This is a genomic window from Saccharopolyspora sp. NPDC049426, from assembly GCF_040676935.1.
Classification (GTDB): domain Bacteria; phylum Actinomycetota; class Actinomycetes; order Mycobacteriales; family Pseudonocardiaceae; genus Saccharopolyspora.
In genome coordinates this window covers 12,929-35,943 of the sequence record NZ_JBFAPZ010000022.1, presented here as the reverse complement: position 1 = coordinate 35,943, position 23,015 = coordinate 12,929, and the positions used below count along the sequence as shown (strand labels likewise).

19 protein-coding genes are annotated in these 23,015 nt (G+C 64.6%); 12 read left to right on the top strand and 7 right to left on the bottom strand.

What is annotated here, in order from left to right; genetic code table 11:
- Positions 1 to 31 precede the first annotated feature (31 nt).
- A complete protein-coding gene (gene ccrA, locus AB0J78_RS31835; protein ID WP_363795499.1) occupies positions 32 to 1,312 on the bottom strand; it encodes a crotonyl-CoA carboxylase/reductase in 1,281 nt (426 codons plus the stop codon).
- A gap of 167 nt (positions 1,313 to 1,479) precedes the next feature.
- Here ccrA and AB0J78_RS31830 point away from each other — a divergent pair, with 167 nt between their 5' ends.
- The 8 genes from AB0J78_RS31830 (at position 1,480) to AB0J78_RS31795 (ending at position 10,011) form a co-directional block, all read left to right on the top strand.
- Entirely contained in the window at positions 1,480 to 1,770 is a 291-nt protein-coding gene (locus tag AB0J78_RS31830) for a metalloregulator ArsR/SmtB family transcription factor (RefSeq protein ID WP_363795497.1), read from the top strand.
- A gap of 197 nt (positions 1,771 to 1,967) precedes the next feature.
- A complete protein-coding gene (locus AB0J78_RS31825; RefSeq protein ID WP_363795495.1) occupies positions 1,968 to 3,272 on the top strand; it encodes a helix-turn-helix domain-containing protein in 1,305 nt (434 codons plus the stop codon).
- A 24-nt stretch (positions 3,273 to 3,296) separates the two neighbouring features.
- On the top strand, positions 3,297 to 3,551 hold the full coding sequence (locus AB0J78_RS31820; RefSeq protein WP_363795493.1) for a helix-turn-helix domain-containing protein: 255 nt from the start codon (positions 3,297 to 3,299) through the stop codon (positions 3,549 to 3,551).
- 176 nt (positions 3,552 to 3,727) lie between these two features.
- The gene (locus AB0J78_RS31815) at positions 3,728 to 4,003 is read left to right on the top strand and encodes a DUF3311 domain-containing protein (RefSeq protein WP_363795491.1); all 276 of its coding nucleotides are present in this window, start codon (positions 3,728 to 3,730) and stop codon (positions 4,001 to 4,003) included.
- A complete protein-coding gene (locus tag AB0J78_RS31810) occupies positions 4,000 to 5,601 on the top strand; it encodes a sodium:solute symporter family protein (RefSeq protein WP_363795489.1) in 1,602 nt (533 codons plus the stop codon). Before AB0J78_RS31815 ends, AB0J78_RS31810 begins: the two co-directional genes overlap by 4 nt.
- Before the next feature lie 32 nt (positions 5,602 to 5,633).
- Complete coding sequence (locus AB0J78_RS31805; protein WP_363795487.1) at positions 5,634 to 6,440, top strand: enoyl-CoA hydratase/isomerase family protein; 807 nt, start codon at positions 5,634 to 5,636, stop codon at positions 6,438 to 6,440.
- Positions 6,437 to 8,548 (top strand): acetate--CoA ligase family protein, encoded by a 2,112-nt coding sequence (locus AB0J78_RS31800; RefSeq protein WP_363795485.1) that lies wholly within the window; start codon positions 6,437 to 6,439, stop codon positions 8,546 to 8,548. Before AB0J78_RS31805 ends, AB0J78_RS31800 begins: the two co-directional genes overlap by 4 nt.
- A 266-nt stretch (positions 8,549 to 8,814) precedes the next feature.
- Positions 8,815 to 10,011, top strand: a complete 1,197-nt coding sequence (locus tag AB0J78_RS31795; RefSeq protein ID WP_363795483.1) for a hypothetical protein — start codon at positions 8,815 to 8,817, stop codon at positions 10,009 to 10,011.
- Positions 10,012 to 10,432: 421 nt separating this feature from the next.
- Here the strand turns inward: AB0J78_RS31795 and AB0J78_RS31790 are convergent, their stop codons facing one another.
- On the bottom strand, positions 10,433 to 11,362 hold the full coding sequence (locus AB0J78_RS31790; RefSeq protein ID WP_363795481.1) for a LysR family transcriptional regulator: 930 nt from the start codon (positions 11,360 to 11,362) through the stop codon (positions 10,433 to 10,435).
- A 445-nt stretch (positions 11,363 to 11,807) separates the two neighbouring features.
- Here AB0J78_RS31790 and AB0J78_RS31785 point away from each other — a divergent pair, with 445 nt between their 5' ends.
- On the top strand, positions 11,808 to 12,482 hold the full coding sequence (locus AB0J78_RS31785; protein WP_363795479.1) for an HAD hydrolase-like protein: 675 nt from the start codon (positions 11,808 to 11,810) through the stop codon (positions 12,480 to 12,482).
- A gap of 275 nt (positions 12,483 to 12,757) precedes the next feature.
- Entirely contained in the window at positions 12,758 to 13,222 is a 465-nt protein-coding gene (locus tag AB0J78_RS31780) for an Lrp/AsnC family transcriptional regulator (protein ID WP_363795477.1), read from the top strand.
- Here the strand turns inward: AB0J78_RS31780 and AB0J78_RS31775 are convergent.
- The 3 genes from AB0J78_RS31775 to AB0J78_RS31765 are packed head-to-tail and all read right to left on the bottom strand — an operon-like array spanning position 13,179 to position 17,087.
- Positions 13,179 to 14,576 carry an aspartate ammonia-lyase gene (locus AB0J78_RS31775; RefSeq protein ID WP_363795541.1) on the bottom strand — a complete coding sequence of 466 codons (1,398 nt, stop codon included), beginning with the start codon at positions 14,574 to 14,576 and terminating at the stop codon, positions 13,179 to 13,181. The genes AB0J78_RS31780 and AB0J78_RS31775 overlap by 44 nt on opposite strands.
- Positions 14,577 to 14,578: 2 nt before the next feature.
- Positions 14,579 to 16,006 carry an aldehyde dehydrogenase family protein gene (locus tag AB0J78_RS31770; protein WP_363795475.1) on the bottom strand — a complete coding sequence of 476 codons (1,428 nt, stop codon included), beginning with the start codon at positions 16,004 to 16,006 and terminating at the stop codon, positions 14,579 to 14,581.
- A complete protein-coding gene (locus AB0J78_RS31765) occupies positions 15,999 to 17,087 on the bottom strand; it encodes a homoserine dehydrogenase (RefSeq protein WP_363795473.1) in 1,089 nt (362 codons plus the stop codon). The genes AB0J78_RS31770 and AB0J78_RS31765 overlap by 8 nt, the downstream gene beginning before the upstream one ends.
- Positions 17,088 to 17,724: 637 nt before the next feature.
- Here AB0J78_RS31765 and AB0J78_RS31760 point away from each other — a divergent pair.
- Together AB0J78_RS31760 and AB0J78_RS31755 are read left to right on the top strand one after the other, a co-directional pair.
- Positions 17,725 to 19,242 carry an amino acid permease gene (locus AB0J78_RS31760; RefSeq protein ID WP_363795471.1) on the top strand — a complete coding sequence of 506 codons (1,518 nt, stop codon included), beginning with the start codon at positions 17,725 to 17,727 and terminating at the stop codon, positions 19,240 to 19,242.
- Between the two features lie 172 nt (positions 19,243 to 19,414).
- Positions 19,415 to 20,713, top strand: coding sequence for an aminotransferase class I/II-fold pyridoxal phosphate-dependent enzyme (locus AB0J78_RS31755; RefSeq protein WP_363795469.1), 1,299 nt, complete (start codon positions 19,415 to 19,417; stop codon positions 20,711 to 20,713).
- 171 nt (positions 20,714 to 20,884) lie between these two features.
- On the opposite strand, the gene AB0J78_RS31750 is transcribed toward AB0J78_RS31755, so the two are convergent.
- Positions 20,885 to 21,103 carry a 2Fe-2S iron-sulfur cluster binding domain-containing protein gene (locus AB0J78_RS31750; protein WP_363795539.1) on the bottom strand — a complete coding sequence of 73 codons (219 nt, stop codon included), beginning with the start codon at positions 21,101 to 21,103 and terminating at the stop codon, positions 20,885 to 20,887.
- Positions 21,104 to 21,851: 748 nt separating this feature from the next.
- Entirely contained in the window at positions 21,852 to 23,012 is a 1,161-nt protein-coding gene (locus AB0J78_RS31745) for an iron-containing alcohol dehydrogenase (RefSeq protein WP_363795467.1), read from the bottom strand.
- Between the last annotated feature and the right edge of the window lie 3 nt (positions 23,013 to 23,015).

Genomic DNA, 23,015 nt, shown 5'->3' with positions numbered 1-23,015 from the left:
GCCGCGACGTGCCGGTGTGCGTGCAGTGGGCTCACGCCCGCTTGCCCTGCTCAGGGTCCGAGGCGCCGACCAGGACGACGGTGTTGCCGAAGACCTCCTCGCCCCGGCCCATCTCTGCGTGGGCTCGGGGGACTTCGTCCAGGGAAAGCACCCTGCCCACGCAGGGGTCAATTCGGCCGTCGACCACGAGCTGGTTGTACTCGATAGCTTGCTGGTCGTTGGTTCCGTGCGAGCCCTGGAACCGCTTCTGCCGCGTCCAGTGGTATCGGAGATCGACCATGGCGTCGAAGCCGCTGGTTCCGGCGCAGATCACCACCATTCCCCCTGGCCGGCACACGAAGATGCTGGTGGGAACGGTGGCCGCGCCGGGGTGCTCGAAGACGATGGCGGGCTCTTCCTTCGCGCCGGCGATCTCCCAGATCTTCTTGCCGAAGGCTCGGGCGCCGGCGGCCCAGACCTTCTGCCCCTCCGTGTCGTCGACGAGCGGAGGAACCCCCCAGTGGCTGAATTCGCGTCGGTTGATGTAGCCGATGGCCCCGTACTTCATGGCGTACGCGCCACGTTCGTCGTCAGAGACGACAGCAATTGCCCGGCCGCCGGCTTCTCGTACGAGCTGGGATGCCTGGGTGCCGAGCCCACCGGACCCGCCCCAGACGAGCACGAGGTCACCGTCTTGGATCGTGTTGCCGGCCCATCCGTGAAGCATCCGGTAGGCGGTCGTGCCGACGAGGGTGGGTGCCGCGGCCTCGGCCCAGGACAGGTGCGGGGCTTTGGGCAGCACTTGGTGGGCCTGGACGCGCGCGAACTGGCCGAACGAACCGTAGTTGGTGTCGTACCCCCAGATGCGGGCACTGGGTGCGATCATTTCGTCGCGCCCTGCCGCGATCCAGGGATCTTCCTCGTCCCACACGCCCGGGTGAATGACGACCTCGTCGCCTACTTCGACGCCGGTGACTCCCGCTCCGATGGCGTATACGATGCCCGAGGCGTCCGAGCCGCCGATGTGGAAGTCCTCTGTCTCACCGCGTTTCTGTCGTGTCGCCACCTGGTCGACCGGGTATCCGCGAGCCGCCCACACGTTGTTGTAGTTCACTCCGGCGGCCATGACGGCGACGAGCACCTCGCCTGGTCCGATGGCTGGCGTCGGGACGACCTCGCGCTTGAATGCCTGGGCAGGATCGCCATAACGCTCGGGGCGGATGACCTGTGCGTGCATCTGTGCGGGCACCACACCGAGGGGCGGCAACTGTCCCAGTTCGGCGGTTGCGGCTGCGGGGTCGACGACGGATTCGCGTTCTTGATCGCTTAGCACCGTGGCTGCTCCTGATCGTTCGAAAGTTGTAGAACTATCGAACCACATGCAGAATGGCGTCACAAGCGGTCGGCGCGAAACGGGCGGGCGCCGGTTCGAGGATCGAGCTGCTGCCCGTGCTCTACACTCAGCAGAGCCCACGAGTTGACGAACGGGAGGAGTCGAGAGTGCACGACGACGCTTCGATGACTCGCGAATCCCATGTCGAGACGCTCAAGGCCATCGCCGACCCAGTTCGTCTGGACCTGTTGAGGCGGGTGGCTTCGGTACCGGAGATGGCGTGCACGGCGCTGGTCGAGGAGACCCACATCTCCAAGTCAACAGTCTCCTATCACATGCGGACGCTGCGGACCGCCGGCCTGATCGACGTGCGCAAGGAGGGACGCAACTACTTCTACACCTTCGTCCCGGACTCGATGCAGGCCCTTACGTCCGCTTTGGGAGAAATCGGCAGTTGAGAGACCCGGTGTCTCGGGCGCACTATGGTTTCCTCGGTTCGTATGAGGCTCTCCCTCCTGCGACGGCATGAGCATCGCCATAGCGGTGCGAGTACCGACCCCCGGACGTGCCTGGGGAGGTGTCCCAGCGGCGTGACACCTTGTGAGGAGATGTCAATGAGAACCTCGACAGACCAGCACCGTAGCCGACACGACCCATGAGCACCGAAGACGCCCCGCTGTCCCCACCTGATCTCGCCGATGCGACCGAGCAGACGTCGTATGCGCGGAGGCGAGAGGAGGTGCTGCACCGCCTCCTCCGGAAGCGGCACGAACTGGCGGCGCTGCTGGTTGACGAATTTCGCAACGTCATCCCGGAATATCAGAAACTCTCCGACGCGACTATCCGCGACGTCGTGGAGATGTCTGTCCACAACATCACACATGTGACGACAACGTTCGCGGACGCGACAACAGACTTCGAGGGCGACATCGAATGGCTGCGCCGCAGCGCCGTTCGACGACTGCATCAGCACGTGAGTCTGGCATCGCTGCTCAGGACGTATCGGCTATCCGGGACGATGCTGTGGCGCGCCATCTGCGAGGAGTGCGGTGACGACGCGGTCGGCCGAGAGGTCGCCCTCGACTGCGCCGACGCAATGATGCGCTACACCGACAGTGTCTCCTCGGCCCTCACGCAGGCGTACCTGCGAGAGTCGATGTCGGTGGCCTCTGGTGGCCAAGCCTTGAGGACCGACGTGTTGGAGACGTTGGTGACCGGAGAGCCGGTCAGCGAGACAGCGCGCCGACACGCCACTACCTTGGCCATGACGCTGCGGAACCGGTCCGTGTTCGTTGTCCTCGTGCACGTCCACGACCTCGATGCTCCGTCTTCCGGGGTGCACGCGGCCCTTCGGACGATTCGCGACCTCCTCGCGACCCGACTCGACACCACCCTCGTGGGAGCGCGCGACGCGGAGATCGTGGCCATCATCTGCCCGGTGGCAGAGGCCGACCAAGGCGTGCTCAACAACGCGCTTCAAGAGCTTGTCACCGAGCATCCCGACTGGTCGATCGGCGTGGGACGCACCTCCGAAGGCGTCGCCGGTGTGCGCAGATCTTACGAGGAGGCCCGCATGGCGGTCGACCTAGGCATCGAAGCCAGCTGGGCGGGCCGGGTCATCCGCTTCGCCGACGTGATGCTCGACCAGATCCTGCGCTCGGCGCACCACCTCGACGCACTGCTTGAAGAGACCGTCCAGCCGCTGGTGGACTACGACGCCCACAAGCGCGCCGACCTGGTGCCGACCCTTCGGGCCTACGTCCGCTCGAACCTCAACATGAGCAAGGCGGCTTCCGTGCTAGGGGTCAACCCCAACACGGTGGTCTATCGCCTGCGACGCATCCGCGAGCTGACCCATCGTGACCCCAACGACTCCGACGACCTGCTGTTGCTCGCGATCGGTCTCCGCCTCCTCGACTCGGTCCCGCCGGATGCCCGCCTGGGGCGCCCGCATCCGTAAAAACCGCGACATCCGCGGCCGCTGGTGGACTACGACGCCCACAAGCGCGCCGACCTGGTGCCGACCCTTCGGGCCTACGTCCGCTCGAACCTCAACATGAGCAAGACGGCTTCCGTGCTAGGGGTCAACCCCAACACGGTGGTCCATCGCCTGCGACGCATCCGCGAGCTGACCCATCGTGACCCCAACGACTCCGACGACCTGCTGATGCTCGCGATCGGTCTCCGCCTCCTCGACTCGGTCCCGCCGGATACCCGCCTGGGCCGCCCGCATCCGTAAAAACCGCGACATCCGCGCCGGAAAGTTCTCGGACTTCCCGATGACGCGACGCAACTGAACGACCGATGCTTTCGCGATGTGGCGTACGACGCGTTCCCCGCATACGAGCCTCGGAGGGCTCCACATCCATCACCGAGCGCTCGGGCTCAGCATCCGTTCAATTGAGGAGTGTCCCCATGAGCAAGCCTTCAGGCTCCCCCAGCGTCGGGTCTCCACTTCGACGCCGTAGCCCCGCCTGGCTCTCCCTGAGTGCCGTCATTCTCGCCGTGCCCGTCGTCCTGGCGTGCGCTACCCCGCTGTACCAGCGTCAGTCGCCCACGCTCATCGGGATGCCCTTCTTCTACTGGTTCCAGTTGGCATTGCCGCTGCTTACCGCTGCTGCGACCGGCACCGTCTACCTGCTGCTGTTCGCAGGACTTAATGACGACGAGTCCGAGGAGGTCAGGGGATGAACGCCCAGCCTGTCACCGTTGCAGTATTCGTCGCGCTGTTCCTCCTCATCACGGGTATGGGATTCCGGGCCACCCGTTGGCGCAACAAGGGCAAGCTCACCGATCTCGACGAATGGGCCCTCGGCGGCCGCACATTCGGATCGTTCATCGTCTGGTTCCTGCTCGGCGGTGAGATCTACACCGCCTACACGATCATTGCCCTGCCCGCCGCGGTCTTTTCCGTCGGCGCGTTCGGGTTCTACGCGCTTCCGTACGCCGCGTTGGCTTACACGATGGGCTTCATCGCACTCCCCAAGCTCGTATCCCTGGCGCACAAGAACCAATACGTCACCCTGACCGACTTCGTTAACGACCGCTTCCAGTCGAATTGGCTCGGCCTCGCGGTCACCATCACAGGGCTTATCGCCCTGCTTCCTTACATCGCCCTTCAGCTCGTCGGCCTGGAAGTCGTCTTCGGTGCTCTCGGCATCGGCGGATCCTCCGACAATTGGCTGGTCAAGGACGCCCCACTCCTCATCGCTTTCGGAGTGCTTGCGGCGTACACGTACTCCGCAGGTCTGCGAGCGCCCGCGCTGATCGCCTTCGTCAAGGACATGCTGACCTACATCGTGCTTATCGCGGCCGTCATCGTCATCCCGATCAAGCTCGGAGGCTTCGGCTCGATCTTCGAGCGCGCCGCGCAGGCATCACCGACCCTCACCTCGGAGTCCCTGGTCACGAGCAACCCGGCCATCTATCTCACCACCGCGATCGGCTCGAGTTTGGCGCTCTTCTTGTACCCACACGCCGTCACGGGCCTGTTCGCCGCCCGCAGCCCCAAGGTCGTGCGTCGCAACATGTCGTTGCTTCCGATCAACGCGGTGTTCATGGGAATCGCCGCCTTGCTCGGAGTCATGGCGCTGGCGGCTGGAATCTCGCCGAAGGACGGGAACCCTCAGTACGCGGTCCCGCAACTCCTGATCGAGATGTTCCCGTCGTGGTTCGTCGGCGTCGCCTTCGCCGCCCTCGCCATGTGCGCGCTGGTGCCAGCAGCGATCATGGCGATCGCGGCCGGAAACCTGGTGAGCCGCAACCTGTACCGACAGTTCTCCCGGCGTGAGATCTCGGCTGCCTCGGAAACCTTGGTCTCCAAGGTCGTGTCCGTGTTCGTCAAGATCGGTGCACTCGTGTTCGTCCTGACGATGGACACCACGATCGCCGTGAACTTCCAACTGCTCGCCGGTATCTGGCTTTTGCAGATCCTCCCGACGATCCTGACCGGACTGATCGGCCGCTACCCGACCATGTCCCGCGCTCTCCTGTCCGGCCTCACGGTCTCTGTCGTGTATGGCACTTGGGCGGCCTACCAGGTCAAGACCCCGGACGGCGCACCCTTCGGAGGATCGACGGCACCCCCGTTCTTCCTCAGCACCCCGATCTACATCGCCGTCTCCGCCCTCGTCGTCAACCTCCTGGTCGTCGCCGTCGTCGGAGCGCTCACCTGGGTCACGCGATCCCGCAACCGCGACAAGGTCGGACTCCCGGTCGAGTCTGCCCCCGCGACGCGCGAAGTCGCGGGCGTAGAGCGCAGCGTCGACCCGACCGCCTCGTCGTCGTGACGAGCGACCTCAACCGGAAGGAACCACAACACATGACGCCAAACGTGCGATCGACGAACGAAGGACCTGTCAGGGTCCTGACCATCGACAACCCCGCCAAGCGAAACGCCTTCTCCGGAGACATGGCATCCACCCTCTACCGGGAGTTGGACCTTGCCGATGCCGACCCTTCGGTGCGAGTCATCGTCGTCACCGGCGCCGAGGGGTACTTCTCCTCCGGTCACGATCTGGACGAAGTACTGGAACACCCCGACACCGGCGGCGACCCCATCGCGAACGCGGCTTTCGCCCGACCGTCGGAAATCCTCACGCCGGTGATCGCTGCAGTCGACGGCCCGGCCTACGCCGCAGGATTCCTGCTCACGATCAACTGCGACCTCAGAGTCGCCACGAGGCAGGCACGCTTCTGTGGCGTCGGCGCGGCGATCGGTCTCGTACCGATCGCGGGGGCATTGAGCAGGCTCGTGGACATCGTGGGATATGCCACCGCCTATCACTGGTTGGCAACGGCTGCGCCGTTTGGTGCCGAGGAGGCAGAGCGCCGGGGCTACGTGACGAGCATTCACGAAGGAGACCGGGCGCTGGATGGTGCGATGGAGCTAGCGCAGGCGATCGCGTCTGTCTCGCCTGCTGTGGTCACCGCGGTCAAGGCCGGCTTCAATCACAGCCTGCGACACGGTGCCGACGCAGGCCGAGCGGCTGAGACCCGGCTCTCCGAACTCGTGCGCGCACTCCCCGACGGAGACGAAGGCGTCCGGTCGTTCCTGGAACGCCGTGCACCCGTCTTCCCTGACGCTCCTGAAGCCCTACGAACGCTCGTGACGGAGGCGCTGGCATGAGCACGATCGAACACGCGCCGGTCAACCGGCTCCGCGACGACGCCATCCGAGACCTGGCGGCTGCCTACGGCATCCCGGCGAACCCGATGAACTTCGCCGTCACACCTGCCGAGGCCGCCGAAGCCGCGGCGTCGTACGGCAGAGAAGTGGCCGTCAAGCTGGTCGCAGAAGAGGTTGTGCACAAGTCCAAGTCCGGTGGCGTGCTGCTCGGACTCGCGCCTCATCACGTCCACGACGCGGTGGTGCGACTCTTCGAGGAACAGCGCGCCCGCGGAATCACTCCCACAGGTGTGACGGTCGAGCCCATGGTGGCTCCCGGACCCGAGGTGGTCGTAGGAGCCCTCTACGAACCCAGCTTCGGTCCCATCGTCATGGTCGGCTCTGGCGGTGTCGACGTCGAGACGCTGGGTGACGTCGCCTTCGCACAAGCTCCGCTCGACGCGGCAGGCGCTACCGAGCTCGTCGACCGTACGCGCATCGGGACGGTCCTGAGCAGGCGCTTCCCTGCGGCCTACTCGCAGTTGGTGGAGCTGCTGGTCAGACTCGCCGGCACTGACGGACTGCTGCTCACCGAGCCCGTCGACCAGATCGACTTCAATCCCGTCGTGGTCGGGTCAGAGGGAATCGTCGCGGTAGACGCACGAGCGGTGGCCAGAGATTCGTCCATGGCGGGTGCCGCGGCGCTGCCCGATCCCTCGACGGCCTACCGCGAACTCATGCCGGCCATCTACCCGACCTCGCTGGCTGTCATTGGTGCGTCTGCCGACCCTGGCAAGATGGGCAACAGGGCGGTGCGCACGGCCATCGAGCAGGGCTTCGAGGGCGCGCTTTACCCGGTGAGCCGGTCCGCGACGGAGATCTTGGACCGGCCGGCGCTCGCCTCGATCGAAGAACTGCCCGAAGGAGTGGACCGTGCCGTGGTGACACTCCCAGCACCCGCGGTCGGCGACGCGCTGCGACGGCTCGCCGCGCGCGGGACCCGGACCGCGCACGTCTACACTTCCGACACCGAGGACTTCGGCGCGGTCGTCGCCGGGAGCGGCATGCGGGTGCTCGGACCGAACGCACTGGGTATGTACAGTCCGTACTCCCGGCTGACGATGATCGGCTGTAATGCGTCGTCGAACGAGGTGGGCTCGATCGCGATGATCTCTCAGTCGGGCACCTACGCCGGCGACGTGGTGCGACGCGGCAAGGAACTGGGCGTCCGGTTCAGTTTCGTAGCCTCGAGCGGCAACTGTGACGACGTGAAGCCATCGGAGTACCTGGCGTTCTGTGAGGCAGATCCGCGCACCAGGATCGCGGCCTTCTATCTCGAGGACGACAGTGACGCCGAGCGGTTCTTCGCATTGGCCAAGCAGGTGTCGGTTCCGATCGTGCTGTTCAAGGGCGGCAGGAGCGTCGCAGGGAGCGTGGCCGCCTCGTCGCACACAGGCGCCTTGGCGGCCAATCCTGCCGTGCTGCGCGACGCGGCCGCCGCAGCCGGCGTGATCCTGGTGGAGAGCATCGAGGAACTTCTCGACACCTTGATGGTCGCCCAGTACGCGACCGGATTCACAGGCCGACACCTGGGCATCGTCGGCGGCGGCGGAGGGGTGGCCGTGGTTGGCGCGGACACCGCCTACGAGCACGACCTGATTCTGCCGCGGACCGCCGAAGAGACCGCCGACGCGCTCGCTCGATTCGATGCCCCTGGTGTCAGTCTCAGCAACCCGATCGACATCTCCATCTGGTCGCTGTACGACGAGACGGGTCCCTTCACCGGATCACTCGTCACGGAACTGGCCCACGATCCGAGCATCGAGGGTCTGTGCGCCTATCTCGACCTGGGGACCGCGTGGGACATCCAGAGCCCAGCCGAGGCCGCCGCACTCATCACCATGCTGAGCCGCGACATGCTGGCCGCGCCGCGCGGCGACGTCGCGATGGTCATGGCCCTGCGCAGCAGCCTCAGCGAGGACCAGGACGCACTCGTGCGACAGCTGCGGTCGGAAGCAGCCGAACACGGTGTGCCCCTGCTGGACTCAGTAGATCGCGCGATCGCCGCGTTGGGGCGCGTGCGTGCCATGAACTTGGCCAGGCAGCGCCTCGCTGGTGGCGCCGCCTGAGGGACCACTCGCCGACGACCCCGTAGACGGCCGATCGCATCGGCAGTCGCGGTAAAGCGCCGTCCGGCAAGGCGGGACGCCTCGCAGCACGGCCGGGTCGTTCGGGCCCTTCCTCAAGCCACGGCTGGGGAAGGGCCCGGCTCGCAGCTGCCCGTGGCGGCACGGGCAGCTGCGAGCCGGCGACAACTGATGCCTGCCTGCGGCCCGTCTGGTGTTCATACACCAAGACGCATCACCGGTTCGCTCGATACTCGACAAGGAGTCAGATGATCCAGGCACGACACGACACCTCGGCACGGGCCACGCGCATCGCCCGCACCGCGATCGGCGGTTTCGTCGTGATGGCCGTGGTGGGCTCGATGTACGGCATGAGCGCACCGCAATTCCTGTTCCCTGAGCGCAACGCATCGGACGCACCGGTATCGGCCGCGGGCTTCGGCGTGGTGTGCCTCGGGCTGGCTATCGGGACACCGTTGGCAGGCAGACTGCTGCGCTTACATGCGCCACGCACGATCGCGACTGCCGGAGCAGTGGTGTGGTCCGTCGCCGTCGTGGTCAGCGGCCTCCTCATCGGATCGGGCGGGTGGGCCCTCGCGCTGGTCCCACTGATCGTGGGCGGTGTGGGTGTGGGATTGACATACCTCGCTGTCGTCGACTGCTTGGGCCCGCAGTTCCCCCATAGGCCTCTGGTGGGCGCGGCAATCGGGCCGGCCGGTTTCACCACTGGCACCGCCGCTGTCTACCTGCTGGCCCTCTTCGTCATCGAGCCTGCATCGGACGACAGGCAGATTGGAACTGTCATCGCAGTAATGGGGGCAGCAGGCGTAGCGCTCAGCCTCACGGGCCTCTGGCTACCCACCAGGCCCGCCGGGACCAACGATGTCGCCGAACCTGTCGGCTGGCGCGCCCAGCAGCTACGGATGTCCATCCTCCTCGCAATCAACGCCATGCCCGGCATGCTGCTCCTGAGCGTGGCGTTTCCACTCGTCTCGGCGTGGAGCTCGCTGCCGTACACGCAGACTGCGACGGTACTGACGGCGACCGTGCCCGCGCTTTTCTTCGGCGGCCTCGTCTCTCCGTGGCTCAGCCGTCGGCTCAGCTCCCGGGGAACGTTCGTGGCACTGCTCACCGTCCGTGCGGTAGCGCTCGTCGTCGCCGCCTTTGTGCACGACCTCAGGGTCCTGATCCCGCTGTTGGCCATCGTGCTGGTCGGACATGGCAGCGGGTTCGCAGTACTGCCGGGAATCGTGCGATCGATGAACCCGGCGCCACAGTTCGCGTCCTACTACGGCACGGTCTTGACCGCGTGGGGCATCTCAGGCGCCTTTGCAGCACTGATCGCCGTCATCTCATGGGCGCCCGCAAGCGGACCCGGTGCGGGCTTGCTAGGACTCGGCATCTTGCTCCTGGTGACCGCTGCCGTCCTTGCACGCGGCGGAATACGGCGACCGCTCGCCCACTGAACAATCGGTTCACGCCGGCACTTTGGTATTTGCACGCATCTGCTACGACCACTTTGGCTGGCGCCCTGGCCTTGGCGATTACCGATGCCCTGCTCTCCCAAGGGCTTATTAACTAGGACTACGGGCCAAGACTCACTCCATCGGGCGCTGACTGGCTCAGAAGGCTGGAGATCGCCGACGAACCAACGGGGACCCGCACCGTCCGCACGTTCGGACATGCCTCGACTGGACGGAACGGCGCCTCCACCTGGCAGGGGAGCGCGGGCGCAGCCATCTTCCACCACGCACTGTCTGAGTCTTGGCTTGTTCCGCATGTGGCAGATTAGGCTGACAGACAGGTGCCGCGATGCGACGCCTGCACCTATGCCTTCCTGACGAAGCGCTGAACTGCGGCTAAGTTCCACCAATTGGGCTTCCGGCATCAAGTCGCTAAATAGTCACTATTTGATTCCACGAGTGAGTTCGCGATCTGCCGAAGAGAGTCCAGCGCAACCGAAACCGCACGTCGAGTTGTCTGTTCAGGACGAGTGAGGGCGTCGATATTGCGCACTGCTCGGACCCCTGAGAGTGGCCGCAGAGTCACGGCAGGTCCTGCCGGCGAACCCGCTGTGTAGCGCGGAAACAACGCCACGAGATTGCTATGAGCGACCATCGCCGCAGCCGTCGTGAAATCGTTGATCCGGTGCACCACCCGCATCGGTTGGCCAGCTGACGCCCCGATCGCTTCGAGCATGTCGGCCGGTGAAAACCCGGCGTGCGTGGACACCCACGATTCGTCGACGAGATCCGTCGGGCTGAGAGACTTGCGCTGAGCGAGGGGATGATCGGCACGCATCGCCACATCCATTGGCTCCCGCAAGAGCGGTACAACGGACAGGCGTTGGGACGGCCACGGATGCGTGTGACTCATCCGGTGGGCAATGACGATGTCATAGGACGCGGTCAGTGCGGGAAATGCGTCCTGGGAGACGTCCTCGTCGACGCATTCCACCGGGGGGTGGTGAGGCTCGCTCGACATCGCGGCCAGGGCGGGGAAGAACGTGACCGTGGCGCTGTGAAATCCGGAGATCCGCACAATGGCTGACAAGTCCCCAAGGTAGTCCTCGACGGCCACCTGGGCCCGCGCCATTGCGGATGCCACCAACACTGCGGCATTCGCCAAAGCTCGCCCAGCATCAGTGAGCTCGACCGAGCGGCCGCGCTTGTGCGTGAGCGGCGTGGCGAACTGGCGCTGCAACGCTGTCAGCACTTGCGAGACGGCAGACGGGGTGACGGATAGCGCCTGAGCCGTGGCCGCGATGCTGCCGTGGTCGGCGAGCTCACGGAGCACCCGAAGCTGATGCAGATCCATTAGGCAAATCTAAACCATTGTTATTGAGATTGACAGTTCATCTTGCGGGTTGACCGCTCTAATATCGGCGTATCCCCGGCTTGCAGCCGAGGGACTCCATCCCCCGTGAGGCACAAACACCACACCGCAAGATCTTCTGTTCGGAGGCCCCTCGAATCTTGATGGATGCTCGAAGGAGAACCTACACATTGTAGATCAGCGACATCCTTAAACTCTTGCATCATAGCCCTCTAAGCCACATGGGCACGTTCAAATGCTCAGAGCTACAAGCAGACGGGCGAAACCCCGCCGCGCGCTCGATGCACCTTACCTCACGACCCGGGCAACCAATCGGCTGATTCGTTGCCCTCAGGGCACCGTCTGGCAACAACGTGCCCTCACCTTCCGTTCCGGCCGCATCCTGCCCGGCCACCACCACTTGCGGCGCAGCCGCACAAGGAGCGAGATGCCCCCCGTAACACCCACGTGCCTACTGCTCGACCTCGATGGCACCCTGGTGGACTCCGCACCCGGCATCTTCGCCAGCGTCGCTACCGCCCTACGGTCGGTCGGCGCTGGTGTTCCCGACACGCGCGTACTACGCACCTTCGTCGGCCCGCCGATGTATGAGACCTTCCGGCATATCGTCGGTCTTGACGAACCGACCGCACGGCGTGCCCTCCAGGTGTACCGAACGGCGTACGCTGAGAAGGGCGCCCTCGACAGCAGACCTTACGATGGCATTCCCGCACTACTGGATACGCTGGCTGAAGCCGGACTCCCGATGGCGGTGGCGACCTCGAAGGTGGAGGATCAGGCCGAGCGAATCGTGAGACACCACGGGCTGGAGTCGCGTCTAGTGACGGTGTGCGGCACGTCTGATGCAGCGGGACGCGAGACCAAACGTGCAGTGATCAAGGAGTGCCTCACTCGGCTCCAAGGCCGCGGGCTCGATGTCTCCAATCCACTCATGGTGGGTGATCGGGGCTACGACGTGGACAGCGCCACTGCCGAGGGCATACCCGCGATCCATGTGCTGTGGGGCTACGGGGAGGCGGACGAGACGGCCGGGGCGATTGCATCCGCCGATTCACCGCAAGTGCTGGCGAAGATCTTGTTGGACGAGACGATGCACTCTTGATAAGCCTCACCGCGGTCGACTGATTGCCGCGCGGAGAGCTGGCCGGCAAGCCATCGTGTATCGAGCCGTGTCCGGACAGTCCAAGGCCATCTCCCCCGGGACCTGCGTTAGCGGGTCCCCGATCACACTCGTCCGTCGACACTCGTTTGAGGTGCGACGCCGAATGAGGTCTGGCCAAGGCGTCGTGTGGCGCTTCGGTGACTGTCGGCCAGATTGGAAACATGCGCCCGTGGCCGAACATGACTACTGGGCTCATGCGAAGGAGATCACCTACTGTGGACGCCATCGACGAGAAGATCCTTTCCGAGTTGTCTCGCAACGCGCGAACCTCGCATGCCGAGTTGGGCCATCGGGTCCTGCTGTCGCGCAACGCCGTGCGCCAGCGGATCGACCGGCTGGAACGGAAGGGATACATCCGCGGATACACGATCGTCCGCGATGAGGACAGCGACACCGGCGATTTCGTGTCTGCGCTGGTGCTCGTCTACCGACAGGACCGCATGCGCGGTGGGGAGGTTCTGGCTGCCCTCAGACGCATCCCAGAGGTTGTCATCTGTGAGGTCCTCAGTGGCGATTTCGATCTCATGGTGCGGCTCGAAGCTCAGTCCCTGGAACGCATACGCGGCATCTGGGAAGATATCGCCCAGATGCCTGGCGTAAGCAACACAGTGACTGGATTCGGGCTGTCCCGGGTGATCAACCGTCCGCGGGTAATGCGCTCTCAAGACTCGGAGCCATGAGCGCAGTCGCCTGCTCCCGGCTGAGCAGGCCGGCCCGCTCGACCAGATCAGCCACGCTGGATCCGGTTGCCAGCGCCTGCTTGGCGATCGCCGCGGCGGCCGCATAACCGATGTGCGGAGTCAACGACGTCACAGAGCCGACCGAAGCAGCGACCTGCCGGGCCAGCCGCTCGCCGTTGGCGGTGATGCCCTCCACACACTTGGTTCGCAATGCAGCGCAGCCACGCGTGAGCCACTCGATCATGGTCAGCAGCTGATGACCGATCAGTGGCTCGAACGCGTTAAGCTGGAGCTGGCCGTTTTCGGCGGCCATCGTAATCGTGACATCGGCCCCAGCCACCGAGTAGGCGACCTGATTGACCATCTCGGGGATCACCGGATTGACCTTGCCCGGCATAATCGATGAGCCCGCCTGGCGCGGTGGCAGGTTGATTTCCGCTAAGCCGCTCTGCGGACCGCTCGAAAGCAGCCGCAGGTCGTTACAGACCTTCGACAGCTTGACGGCCGTACGTTTCAGCACGCCCGAAACCAGCATGAACACGCCAGTATCGGCCGTCGCCTCGACCAGATCGACGGCCGGTCGCAGGTCCAGCCCAGTCAGGGCGCGCAGGTGGCGCACCGCAGCCTCGGCGTATCCGGGTTCGGCCGTGACACCGGTGCCGATGGCCGTTGCACCGAGGCTGGTCTCATGCAGCAGCGGCAAGGTCTCACCGACACGGACACGGTCTTCAGCCAAGGTGACGCCGATGGCGGTGAACTCCTGGCCGAGCGTCATGGGTACAGCATCCTGGAGCTGAGTACGACCGACCTTGACGATGTCGGCGAATTCATAGCCCTTGGCGTCGAACGCTTCCGAAAGCCGACCAAGCTCTGCCAGCAGCCCACGCAGGGCCATGCTGACAGCGAGTCTCAGCGCTGTCGGGTAAACGTCGTTCGTTGACTGACAGCGATTGACGTCATCGAGCGGGGACAGCATGTCGTAACGCCCACGCCCGTAGCCCAGGTGCTCCAGTGCGAGGTTGGCGATGACCTCGTTGGCGTTCATGTTGGTGCTTGTGCCGGCACCGCCCTGGATGACATCAACACGAAACTCGTCGTGGTGACGGCCTGCTTCGACGTCCTGGCAGGCTGCGACGATCGCATCCGCCTTGTGCGGCTCGATGGCGCCGATCTCCTTGTTGGCCAGAGCCGCAGCATGCTTGACCGTGACCAGTGCCCGCACAAGCACCGGGTGCGAGGAGAGAGGGATTCCGCTGATTTGGAAGTTCTCCACCGCGCGGGCAGTATGCACACCCCAATAGGCCTCCGCTGGGACCGCCACCGCACCCAGCGAGTCTGATTCCGTCCGGTACACAGTCACCCTACGTCGTCCCTCTGATTGATGCAGACCACCTTCGACTGGGTCATCTCCTCGTAGGCGAAGCGAACGCCCTCGCGGCCCATGCTGCCGTACTTGAAACCACCGAAGGGCATCGCATCGAAACGGTAGTCGGATGAATCGTTAATCATAACTCCACTCGCCTCCAACAACTGCACGGCTGACAGCGCCCGATCGAGGTTCGACGTGAAAATTCCAGTGTGGAGGCTGAAGTCGACCTCGTTGGAGCGTTGGAGCGCTTCGTCAAAAGAATCGAATGGTTGCAGACACACCACGGGCGCAAACGCCTCCTCGTGCCATATCGCGCACTCCGCGGGCACGTTCGCCAGCACCGTCGGTGTGAAAAGGGAACCGTACAACTGGTTGCCGCACAGCAGCGTTGCGCCGCTGGTGATGGCCGTGTCCACCTTCGCCCGGGCGGTACGGGCAGCTACCTCAGTGATCATGGGGCCCACGTCGGTGCTCTGGTGTTCGGGGTCGCCGACGCGCAACCGCTTCGTACGGGCGACAAAGGCATCGCGGAAGTCCTCATACACCTCGCGGGAAACCAAAATTCGTTGCGTACCCACACAATTCTGGCCTGCCGCCCAGAATGCGCCGGAGACGCACGAGTCGACCGCAAGGTCTAGGTCGGCGTCCTCCATGACGATGACAGCGGCGTTCCCGCCGAGGTCCATAGCGAGTTTCTTCAGTCCTGCCGACCGTGCGATGACCTCGCCAGTTGCAAAGCCGCCCGTAAACGACACCATCCGCACCTCCCGGGCACTCACGATCGCGGCGCCCACCTCGGCATTGCCGTTGACGACCGTCACGACCTCCTCCGGCAGGCCCGCCTCGACGAGCACACGCACCAGGCGCAGCGCCGATAGCGGCGTGAGTTCGGAAGGTTTCAGAATCACCGCGTTGCCGCCAGCAATCGCCGGGCCGAGCTTGTGCGCGACCAGGTTGAGCGGATCGTTGAAAGGTGTGATGGCAGCGATGATGCCAAGCGGCTCCCGGGTGAACCATCCCTTGCGGTGTTCCGAGCCCTCCAAAGCATCGAAAGGAACCATCTCACCGGCGTTACGCCGGGCCTCAGCTGCAGACAAGGCCAGGGTGTTCACTGCACGTGCGGTCTCCTTATCAGCCTGGGTGATCGTCTTACCCGACTCTTTCACAATCAGGGATGCGAAGAACGCAGCACGCTGCTCGACGAGTCGAGCAGCCGCCTCCAGCACATTCGCCCGCGACGCGCGCGACATGGCCCGAGCGGTACGGCTGCCGCTGCGGGCACGCCGGAGGATGCTGTCGATGGCACCAGCGTCCACCGTCGGCACCGAGCCGATCGCCTCACCGGAATAGGGGTTGTACACGGCCGACAACTGGTCGTCGACGGTGCACTCGGCTTTGAGAGCGGTGTCAGCCATGGACGGTCTCCTCGAGGACGTGTCCGCTGGAAGCGGCGGCGCCGTTTGCTTGTGCGTGGTGGATGGCGATGATGTCGGACAACAGGGCATAGGCGGTTTCGATAGGTCCAGCGCCCGGACCGGAGATGGTGACGGTGCCGAGGAGATCGGTGCGGAAAGCCACGGCGTTGACTGGGCCAGAGACGCCGACCAGCGGGTGGTCGGCCGACAGAGCGACCGGTTCCACCCGAGCATCGACGCCGCCGTCGGCGCGGCGCGTGACCGAACCGACCAGCTTCCAACGCAGCCCCTTGTCGGCAGCGTCCTTGATGTCCACCGTGGTGATCCCGGAGATCCCTCGGCAGACGACGTCCTCGCGACGCAGGTCAGCACCGAGGACCTCGTTGGCAAGGATCATGACCTTGAGCTGAACGTCATGTCCCTCAACGTCAGCCGTGGGATCGGCCTCCGCATATCCCAGGTCCTGAGCCTCACTGACGGCAGCTTCGAAGTCGGCACCGTCTTCCAGCCGGCCCAGGACGAAGTTGGAGGTACCATTCATGATTCCTTCAACGCCGGTGATCCGGAGACCGCTAAGCAGACGCCGCGCGGTACGAAGGACTGGCGTACCGCTGAGAACTGCACCCTCGAACTCGAAGCTGACGCCATGCTGGGCAGCCAGTTCGCGGAGCTCGCGGCCGTGCAATGCGACCGGTCCCTTATTCGTCGTGCACACGTGCTTGCCCGCTTCCAGAGCCCAGCGCACGTGCGACACGGCGGGCTCGCCGTCGGCGGGATTGGTGAACGTCGCCTCCGCAACGATGTCGGCCTGAACTTCGCGGATCACCCACTCGTTCCGCGGATCGCGACTACCGCCCTTCATGTCTGCGAAAGCCAGCTCATCGGGAGTCGTGGCCAGCAGAGGGGCGAGATCGACGCCATCGGCGTCAACCAGCGACCCGGCACGCAGGTCGGTGATCGCGACCACCCGAAGTGCGAAGCCCAGCTCCTCGAACAACTGCTCGCCACGCTCCACGATCAGCGCGGCGAGCGCCCGATTGACACCGCCGAATCCGATGAGCGCAAGGTCATATCGCCTCATGTGATGTCTCCTTCACAGTGCGCACCACCCTCACGGTGCGGATGCGGACAAGTCTCACCCTGAGCAGCGTCACCGTGACCATGCCGCGATGCCCTCAAACCATGCCGATCCGCACTGTCCCGATGGCGATTCGCCTCTGAACGCGGCATCGGCATTCGCGACGCCTCGGTGAGCCAGGCCAGTCACAGCCCTAAAGCAGGGCTCTCCGGTGAAACCAGCGCCGGCGATCCCGGCAGGGTTCTGGGCCGCAGACGACCCGAAGTCCCGCTGCGACGAGACCAGTGCTTGCGAGACGGCGAGGGATCGTTTAGCGCCGCCGCGGTCGCCGTGGCGCTGTCGTGGTCTCCGAGTTCACGGAGCACCGCGGCTGATACGGATCCCTAAGGTTCATCTTAAGCGTGCACGTAGTCGCTGACCCTCGATTGTTTCCCTCAGTCGTCGTAGCGTCGTCGGCACCTCACGACTGAGTGTGACCGCACCCGTCGCAACCAGGTCCCGCATCGCCACAAGCGGTCCCGGACCTTCGCCCGGGCGGACGGACGTCGTGGATTCGCCCACGCCTTCGCTCCGTTGCCCCGTCGTCGCGAAGCGGCCTCAACTACAAGAACCAGCCAATCGGCACGAACAAGGATGTTCCATGTCCGAAAGCATTCCGCCCCGTCAGACCCAACGAGCACGGTCGGGGCCCACCGTCGACCTCCGGGCGGAGGACGCCGGGTACCAGCACCGTCTCAAGCCCCGCCAAGTCCAGATGATCGCAGTCGGCGGCGCGATCGGCACCGGGCTGTTCCTCGGTGCCGGCGGGCGGCTGGCGCAGGCAGGTCCAGCTCTCGTCGCTATCTTCGCCGTATGCGGGCTGTTCGCCTTTCTCATCATCCGGGCGCTCGGCGAGCTCGTCATGCACCGGCGCTCGTCGGGATCGTTCGTGTCCTACGCGCGAGAGTTCTTCGGTGAGAAACTCGCTTATGCAATCGGGTGGATCTACTGGCTGAACTGGACGACCGTCGCGATCTTCGACATCACCGCCGTCGCCCTCTACCTGAACTTCTTCAAGAAATACGTTCCCTTGATGGGCGCGGTACCTCAGTGGGCGTACGCTCTCGGCGCGCTGATCCTGGTTGTGGCGCTGAACCTCGCCTCGGTCAAATTCTTTGGCGAGTTCGAGTTCTGGTTCTCCTTCATCAAGGTCGCTGCCCTGGTGATCTTCCTGGTCGTCGGCGTGTGCTTCGTCGTCCTCGGCAGTCCGGTCGCCGGGCAGGAAGTCGGATTCTCCCTGATCTCCGACAACGGTGGCTGGATCCCGAAGGGAGTGCTCGCCGCAGTCGTCCTCACGCAGGGCGTCATTCTCGCCTACGGGTCGATCGAGCTGGTCGGCACCGCGGCGGGTGAAGCGAAGGACGCCGAGAAGGTCATGCCCAAAGCCATTAACTCCGTCGTGTTCCGGATCGCAGTGTTCTACGTCGGTTCGGTGTTGCTACTCGCCCTGTTGCTGCCGTACACCGCGTACCAGGCCGGTGTCAGCCCCTTTGTGACGTTCTTCAGCTCTGTTGGTGTGCAAGGCGCCGATGCGATCATGAACTTCGTTGTGCTCACCGCCGCGCTGTCGTCGCTGAACGCCGGTATGTATTCGACTGGCCGCATTCTCCGGTCGCTGTCCATCGCCGGCTCTGCGCCGAGAGTGGCACAACGGATGAATGCCGCGGGTGTTCCCTACGTCGGCATCCTGCTCACCGCACCGGTCGCGCTCCTCGGTGTGGGCGTCAACGCTGTCGTGCCGGAGCAGGCGTTCGAGATCGCCCTGAACATCTCCGCCCTGCTCTTGATGTGCTCCTGGGCCGCCATCGTGGCCTGCCAGCTGCGACTGTGGTCCTGGTCCCGCACAGGCATCATGGTGCGGCCGTCGTTCCGCATGCCGTGGTCGCCCGCCAGCGGCATCGCGGTACTGATGTTCCTGTTCGCCTGCGTTGTCCTGACGACGCTCGACTGGCCGGTGGGTACCTATACGGTCGCCTCTTCGCCGATCGTGGCGGTCGCGCTCGTCATCGGCTGGTTCGTCGTCCGCCGTCGCGTCCGCGAGATCGCCGCCGCACGTGAGGAGGCGACGGCCACAGCGTCCGGCAAAGCGCACAACGATCACGAATCCCATGTTAAATAGGGAGAGTTGAGGAGGTGCAGGGGACGGACGTTCGTGACGCTGGCTCTCCCGGCATGTTCTTCCACAGGCCGCGGTTCATCGTGATGCGTTGTCCACGGCGCCGACCCACCCAGCGGTACGGCCTTCGCGCCGGATCGGGTCGGTCGTGTGAGAACCGCCGACTCAGAGAAGCTTGCCAGCGCGCATCACGCTCCAGCCAGACACCTCACTCACCGCTATCGCACACCGACCGCGTCCGATCGACCCATCGAAGGATCAGACCTTGAACATCCCTCCCGACAAGCACGACCCGACCACCGTTCAGGACGCCACTTGGGCAGTGCATGGTGGTAACCGCATCGACAGTGGTTCCGGCGCGCTCCGCAACCCGCTGGTGATGGCGAACGCCTACGCCTTGCCTGAGGACCCCTCAGTGATGAACTGGTCGGCGACCGAGGGACTCGTCTACACCCGCAACGGGGCCGCGAACCAGGTCGCGCTTGAGGAGAAGCTGGCCGCCATGGACGGCGGCGAGGCCGCTGCTGCGTTCGCTACTGGAGTCGCTGCCCTGCACGGAATCTTCTTCACCCTTCTCCGTAGCGGAGACCACGTCGTCGTCTCGGACGTCACCTACGAGGCCACCTGGCGCCTGTTCGCCGAGCTCCTCTCGGAGCGATACGGCATCGAAGCCACCTTCGTCGACGTCGCCGATCTCGATGCCGTCCGCGCGGCGATCCGCCCCAATACCCGGCTCATCCACGTGGAGACGATCGCCAACCCCACTACGAAGGTCGCCGACATCCGCGGCCTCGCTGCCATTGCGCACGGAGCCAGGGCATTGCTCACCGTCGACGGGACATTCACTCCGCCGCCGTTCTACCGCCCCCTCGACGACGGTGCCGACCTGGTCGTCCACTCGCTGAGCAAGTACATCAACGGCCACGGCGACGCTTTGGGCGGCGTAGTCGTCGGCGACGCGGCCACCATCTCGCGCATCCGGCACGACGCCGTCGTCGACGTCGGCGGTGTCATATCGCCGTTCAACGCCTGGATGATCATGCGCGGCTCGGTGACCCTCCCACTGCGGCTACGGCAGCAGTTCACCTCCGCCGCGAGAGTGGCCGAGTTCCTCTATGCCGACCCCCGAGTCGCCTTTGTCGCCTACCCCGGCCTCACCTCACATCCAGAGCACAAACTCGCCACCGAGCAGTTCGGCGGACGCGGCTACGGCGCCGTACTCGCCTTCGCACTCGACGCCGATCCCGCCACCCAGAATCGGTTCGTCGACAACCTGGGCATCATTACCTCAGCCGTATCCCTCGGGCACGACGAGTCCCTCATCGTCCACACCGGACCCGAAACCCGAGGCGGCAGCGAGGCCTACCCACCCGCGTTCCTCACCTATGGACACCTGCGACTATCAGTCGGACTTGAGGATCCCGACGACCTCGTCGCCGACATCGCCGGGGCCCTGGATCAGGCTCTCGCCTGAGTCGCTGCGCCCACCCTGTCCGCCGGGGCCCCGGAATCCGAGTTCAAACCGGGGCTTCGGCAGATCACTCATTTTCCGGTTCTGTCTGCAAGGCACCCCGTCATTGCAGCAGGCTGGATCCAGACTCCGGACGTTAGTGGCCTTCAATCACCGTCCGACGGACGAAACCCTTCACACAACTCCGGGATCGACCCACGGCTCCACTGGGACGTAAGCAGGCCGGGAAGCCCGATGACGCACCGTTTTGCCTTCGAGCACGGTGGTCATGCAGGTGCCGCAGACACCTTCCCAGCAGGAGTATGCGACTTCCTGCCCAGATTCCTCAATGGACTTGAGCACGGACTCGCCGGGCGAGACAGTGACGGTGACACCCGCGCGCCAGTGAGACATCAACGGTCTCAGACTTCATCGGGGTGTCCAGTTCCTTGGCCGCGAAGCGCTCGACGTGCAGCAAACCGTATGGCCAGGCGGCGCATCGTTCTTCCACAGCGGCGAGGAGTGATTCGGGGCCACAGCAATAGACGTGCGTCCCGGGACGCGGGGCGCCAAGGAATCGGTCAAGATCGATGAGACCGTACTCGTCTTCCGGGAGGATGCGCACCCGGCTCGGGTGCTGAGTTCGAGTTCTTCGCGAAAACCAATCGACCTGATCTTTCGCCCACCATACACCAACTCCCACTCCACTCCTCGCAGTTTTGCTTCCGCTAGCATCGGGATGATCGGTGTGATACCGATTCCACCAGCAATGAAGAGGTACCGTTCGGCGGGCTCCAAGCGGAAGTGATTGCGAGGGCACGTACCCGCAGGGTGTCACCTTCCCCAACATTGTCGTGGATGTGCCGCGACCCGCCCCGGCCTTCTTCCTCGAGCAACACGGCGATGCGCCATACGCGTGGATCAGGATTCGAGGAGCACAACGAGTACTGGCGCAGCACACCCTCGCCAAGGTCGAGTTCAATACGTGCGCCCGGGTTCCAAGCCGGTAAGGGGCTCCCTCGGCGCGACGAACTCGAGCGAGACCACTCCGACAACCTCCTCTCGCCGGTGAACGACGATCAAGTCGAGCTCGGACTCGATGCCACTCGTGATCATCAGTAGATCTCCACATGCGCCTTGATGGACGAGTGTCCGGTAGATATCAGCTCCAGAGTGCGTGAAAAAGTGCCTCGATCTCATTGACCGTCGGCACCCGGGGGTTATTGTCGGGTGAACCAGATTCCTTGGCCTGCCGTGCCATTACGGGGATCCGGTCTCGCCACTTGTCCTCCGGGATGCCGCACTCCCGCGGACCTGGCACATCGAGATCTTCGTTCAGCACCACCAGAGCGTCGACCATTTGCTGGGCAGCCGCTTCGTCGCTCACCGAATCGGTCGCGACACCCATTGCACGTGCACATCGCGCGTACCGTTCGGTCGCCGCGTCCAGGGAGAATGCGGTGACAGCGGGCATGAGCATGGCGTTGGACAGGCCGTGGGCGATGTGGAAATGGCCGCCGATCGGCCTGCTCATCCCGTGCACCAAGGCGACGCTGGAGTTGGAGAACGCGATGCCCGCCTGTGTCGCGCCGAGCATCATCGCGGCGCGAGCAGACTCATCCTTCGGATCCTCGTATACAACCCGAAGATTGCGGAACAACGTTCCCATCGCTGTGAGTGCCAGGGCATCCGTGAACGGACTGGCGCACTTGCTGACGAAGGCTTCGACAGCGTGTACCAGTGCGTCGACACCGGTGTCAGCGGTGAGTCGACGTGGCATATCCATCGTGAGTTCGTAGTCCACGAGCGCGACGGTGGGCAGGAACGCCAGGCCGGAGCACAGCATCTTCTCGTCAGTGGTGCTGTCAGTGATGACCGTGAAGCGAGTGCATTCCGAACCACTCCCGGAGGTGGTCGGGATCGCGATCAGTGGCAGCGTTGGGGTGTCGGTGACCACGGGCGCCTTGAAGTCACGCATCGAGGCGTCACGCCCCCCTAGTAGGGCCACAGCCTTGGCCGTGTCCATGGGGCTGCCGCCACCAATTCCGATCACGCAGTCAAACACCCCCGAGCGCAGCACGCCGACACCTTGTTCGACCGAGTCTGTGGTCGGGTCAGGTTGAGCGCGGGTGAAAAGCCCTGCCTCAATCCCCCGGCTACGGAGTCCATCTTGAATTTGGGCGAGAAAGGGTTGTTCGCCGAGGAACGAGTCGGTGATGATCAGTGGTCGTTTGAGGTTGAACGACTGCAGCACGTTGGGAAGTTCAGCGGAGCAGCCGCGTCCGATCTTGAGCACGCGGGGAAGGGCGATTGAGGCTGTCATGGT

What these genes read in the sequence shown, in the direction of transcription:
- AB0J78_RS31825 (WP_363795495.1), top strand. Translation starts at nt 1,968, where the DNA reads ATGAGCACCGAAGACGCCCCGCTGTCCCCACCTGATCTCGCCGATGCG.
- AB0J78_RS31815 (WP_363795491.1), top strand. Translation starts at nt 3,728, where the DNA reads ATGAGCAAGCCTTCAGGCTCCCCCAGCGTCGGGTCTCCACTTCGACGC.
- AB0J78_RS31810 (WP_363795489.1), top strand. Translation starts at nt 4,000, where the DNA reads ATGAACGCCCAGCCTGTCACCGTTGCAGTATTCGTCGCGCTGTTCCTC.
- AB0J78_RS31805 (WP_363795487.1), top strand. Translation starts at nt 5,634, where the DNA reads ATGACGCCAAACGTGCGATCGACGAACGAAGGACCTGTCAGGGTCCTG.
- AB0J78_RS31800 (WP_363795485.1), top strand. Translation starts at nt 6,437, where the DNA reads ATGAGCACGATCGAACACGCGCCGGTCAACCGGCTCCGCGACGACGCC.
- AB0J78_RS31795 (WP_363795483.1), top strand. Translation starts at nt 8,815, where the DNA reads ATGATCCAGGCACGACACGACACCTCGGCACGGGCCACGCGCATCGCC.
- AB0J78_RS31790 (WP_363795481.1), bottom strand. Translation starts at nt 11,362, where the DNA reads ATGGATCTGCATCAGCTTCGGGTGCTCCGTGAGCTCGCCGACCACGGC.
- AB0J78_RS31785 (WP_363795479.1), top strand. Translation starts at nt 11,808, where the DNA reads ATGCCCCCCGTAACACCCACGTGCCTACTGCTCGACCTCGATGGCACC.
- AB0J78_RS31770 (WP_363795475.1), bottom strand. Translation starts at nt 16,006, where the DNA reads ATGGCTGACACCGCTCTCAAAGCCGAGTGCACCGTCGACGACCAGTTG.
- AB0J78_RS31765 (WP_363795473.1), bottom strand. Translation starts at nt 17,087, where the DNA reads ATGAGGCGATATGACCTTGCGCTCATCGGATTCGGCGGTGTCAATCGG.
- AB0J78_RS31760 (WP_363795471.1), top strand. Translation starts at nt 17,725, where the DNA reads ATGTCCGAAAGCATTCCGCCCCGTCAGACCCAACGAGCACGGTCGGGG.
- AB0J78_RS31750 (WP_363795539.1), bottom strand. Translation starts at nt 21,103, where the DNA reads ATGTCTCACTGGCGCGCGGGTGTCACCGTCACTGTCTCGCCCGGCGAG.
- AB0J78_RS31745 (WP_363795467.1), bottom strand. Translation starts at nt 23,012, where the DNA reads ATGACAGCCTCAATCGCCCTTCCCCGCGTGCTCAAGATCGGACGCGGC.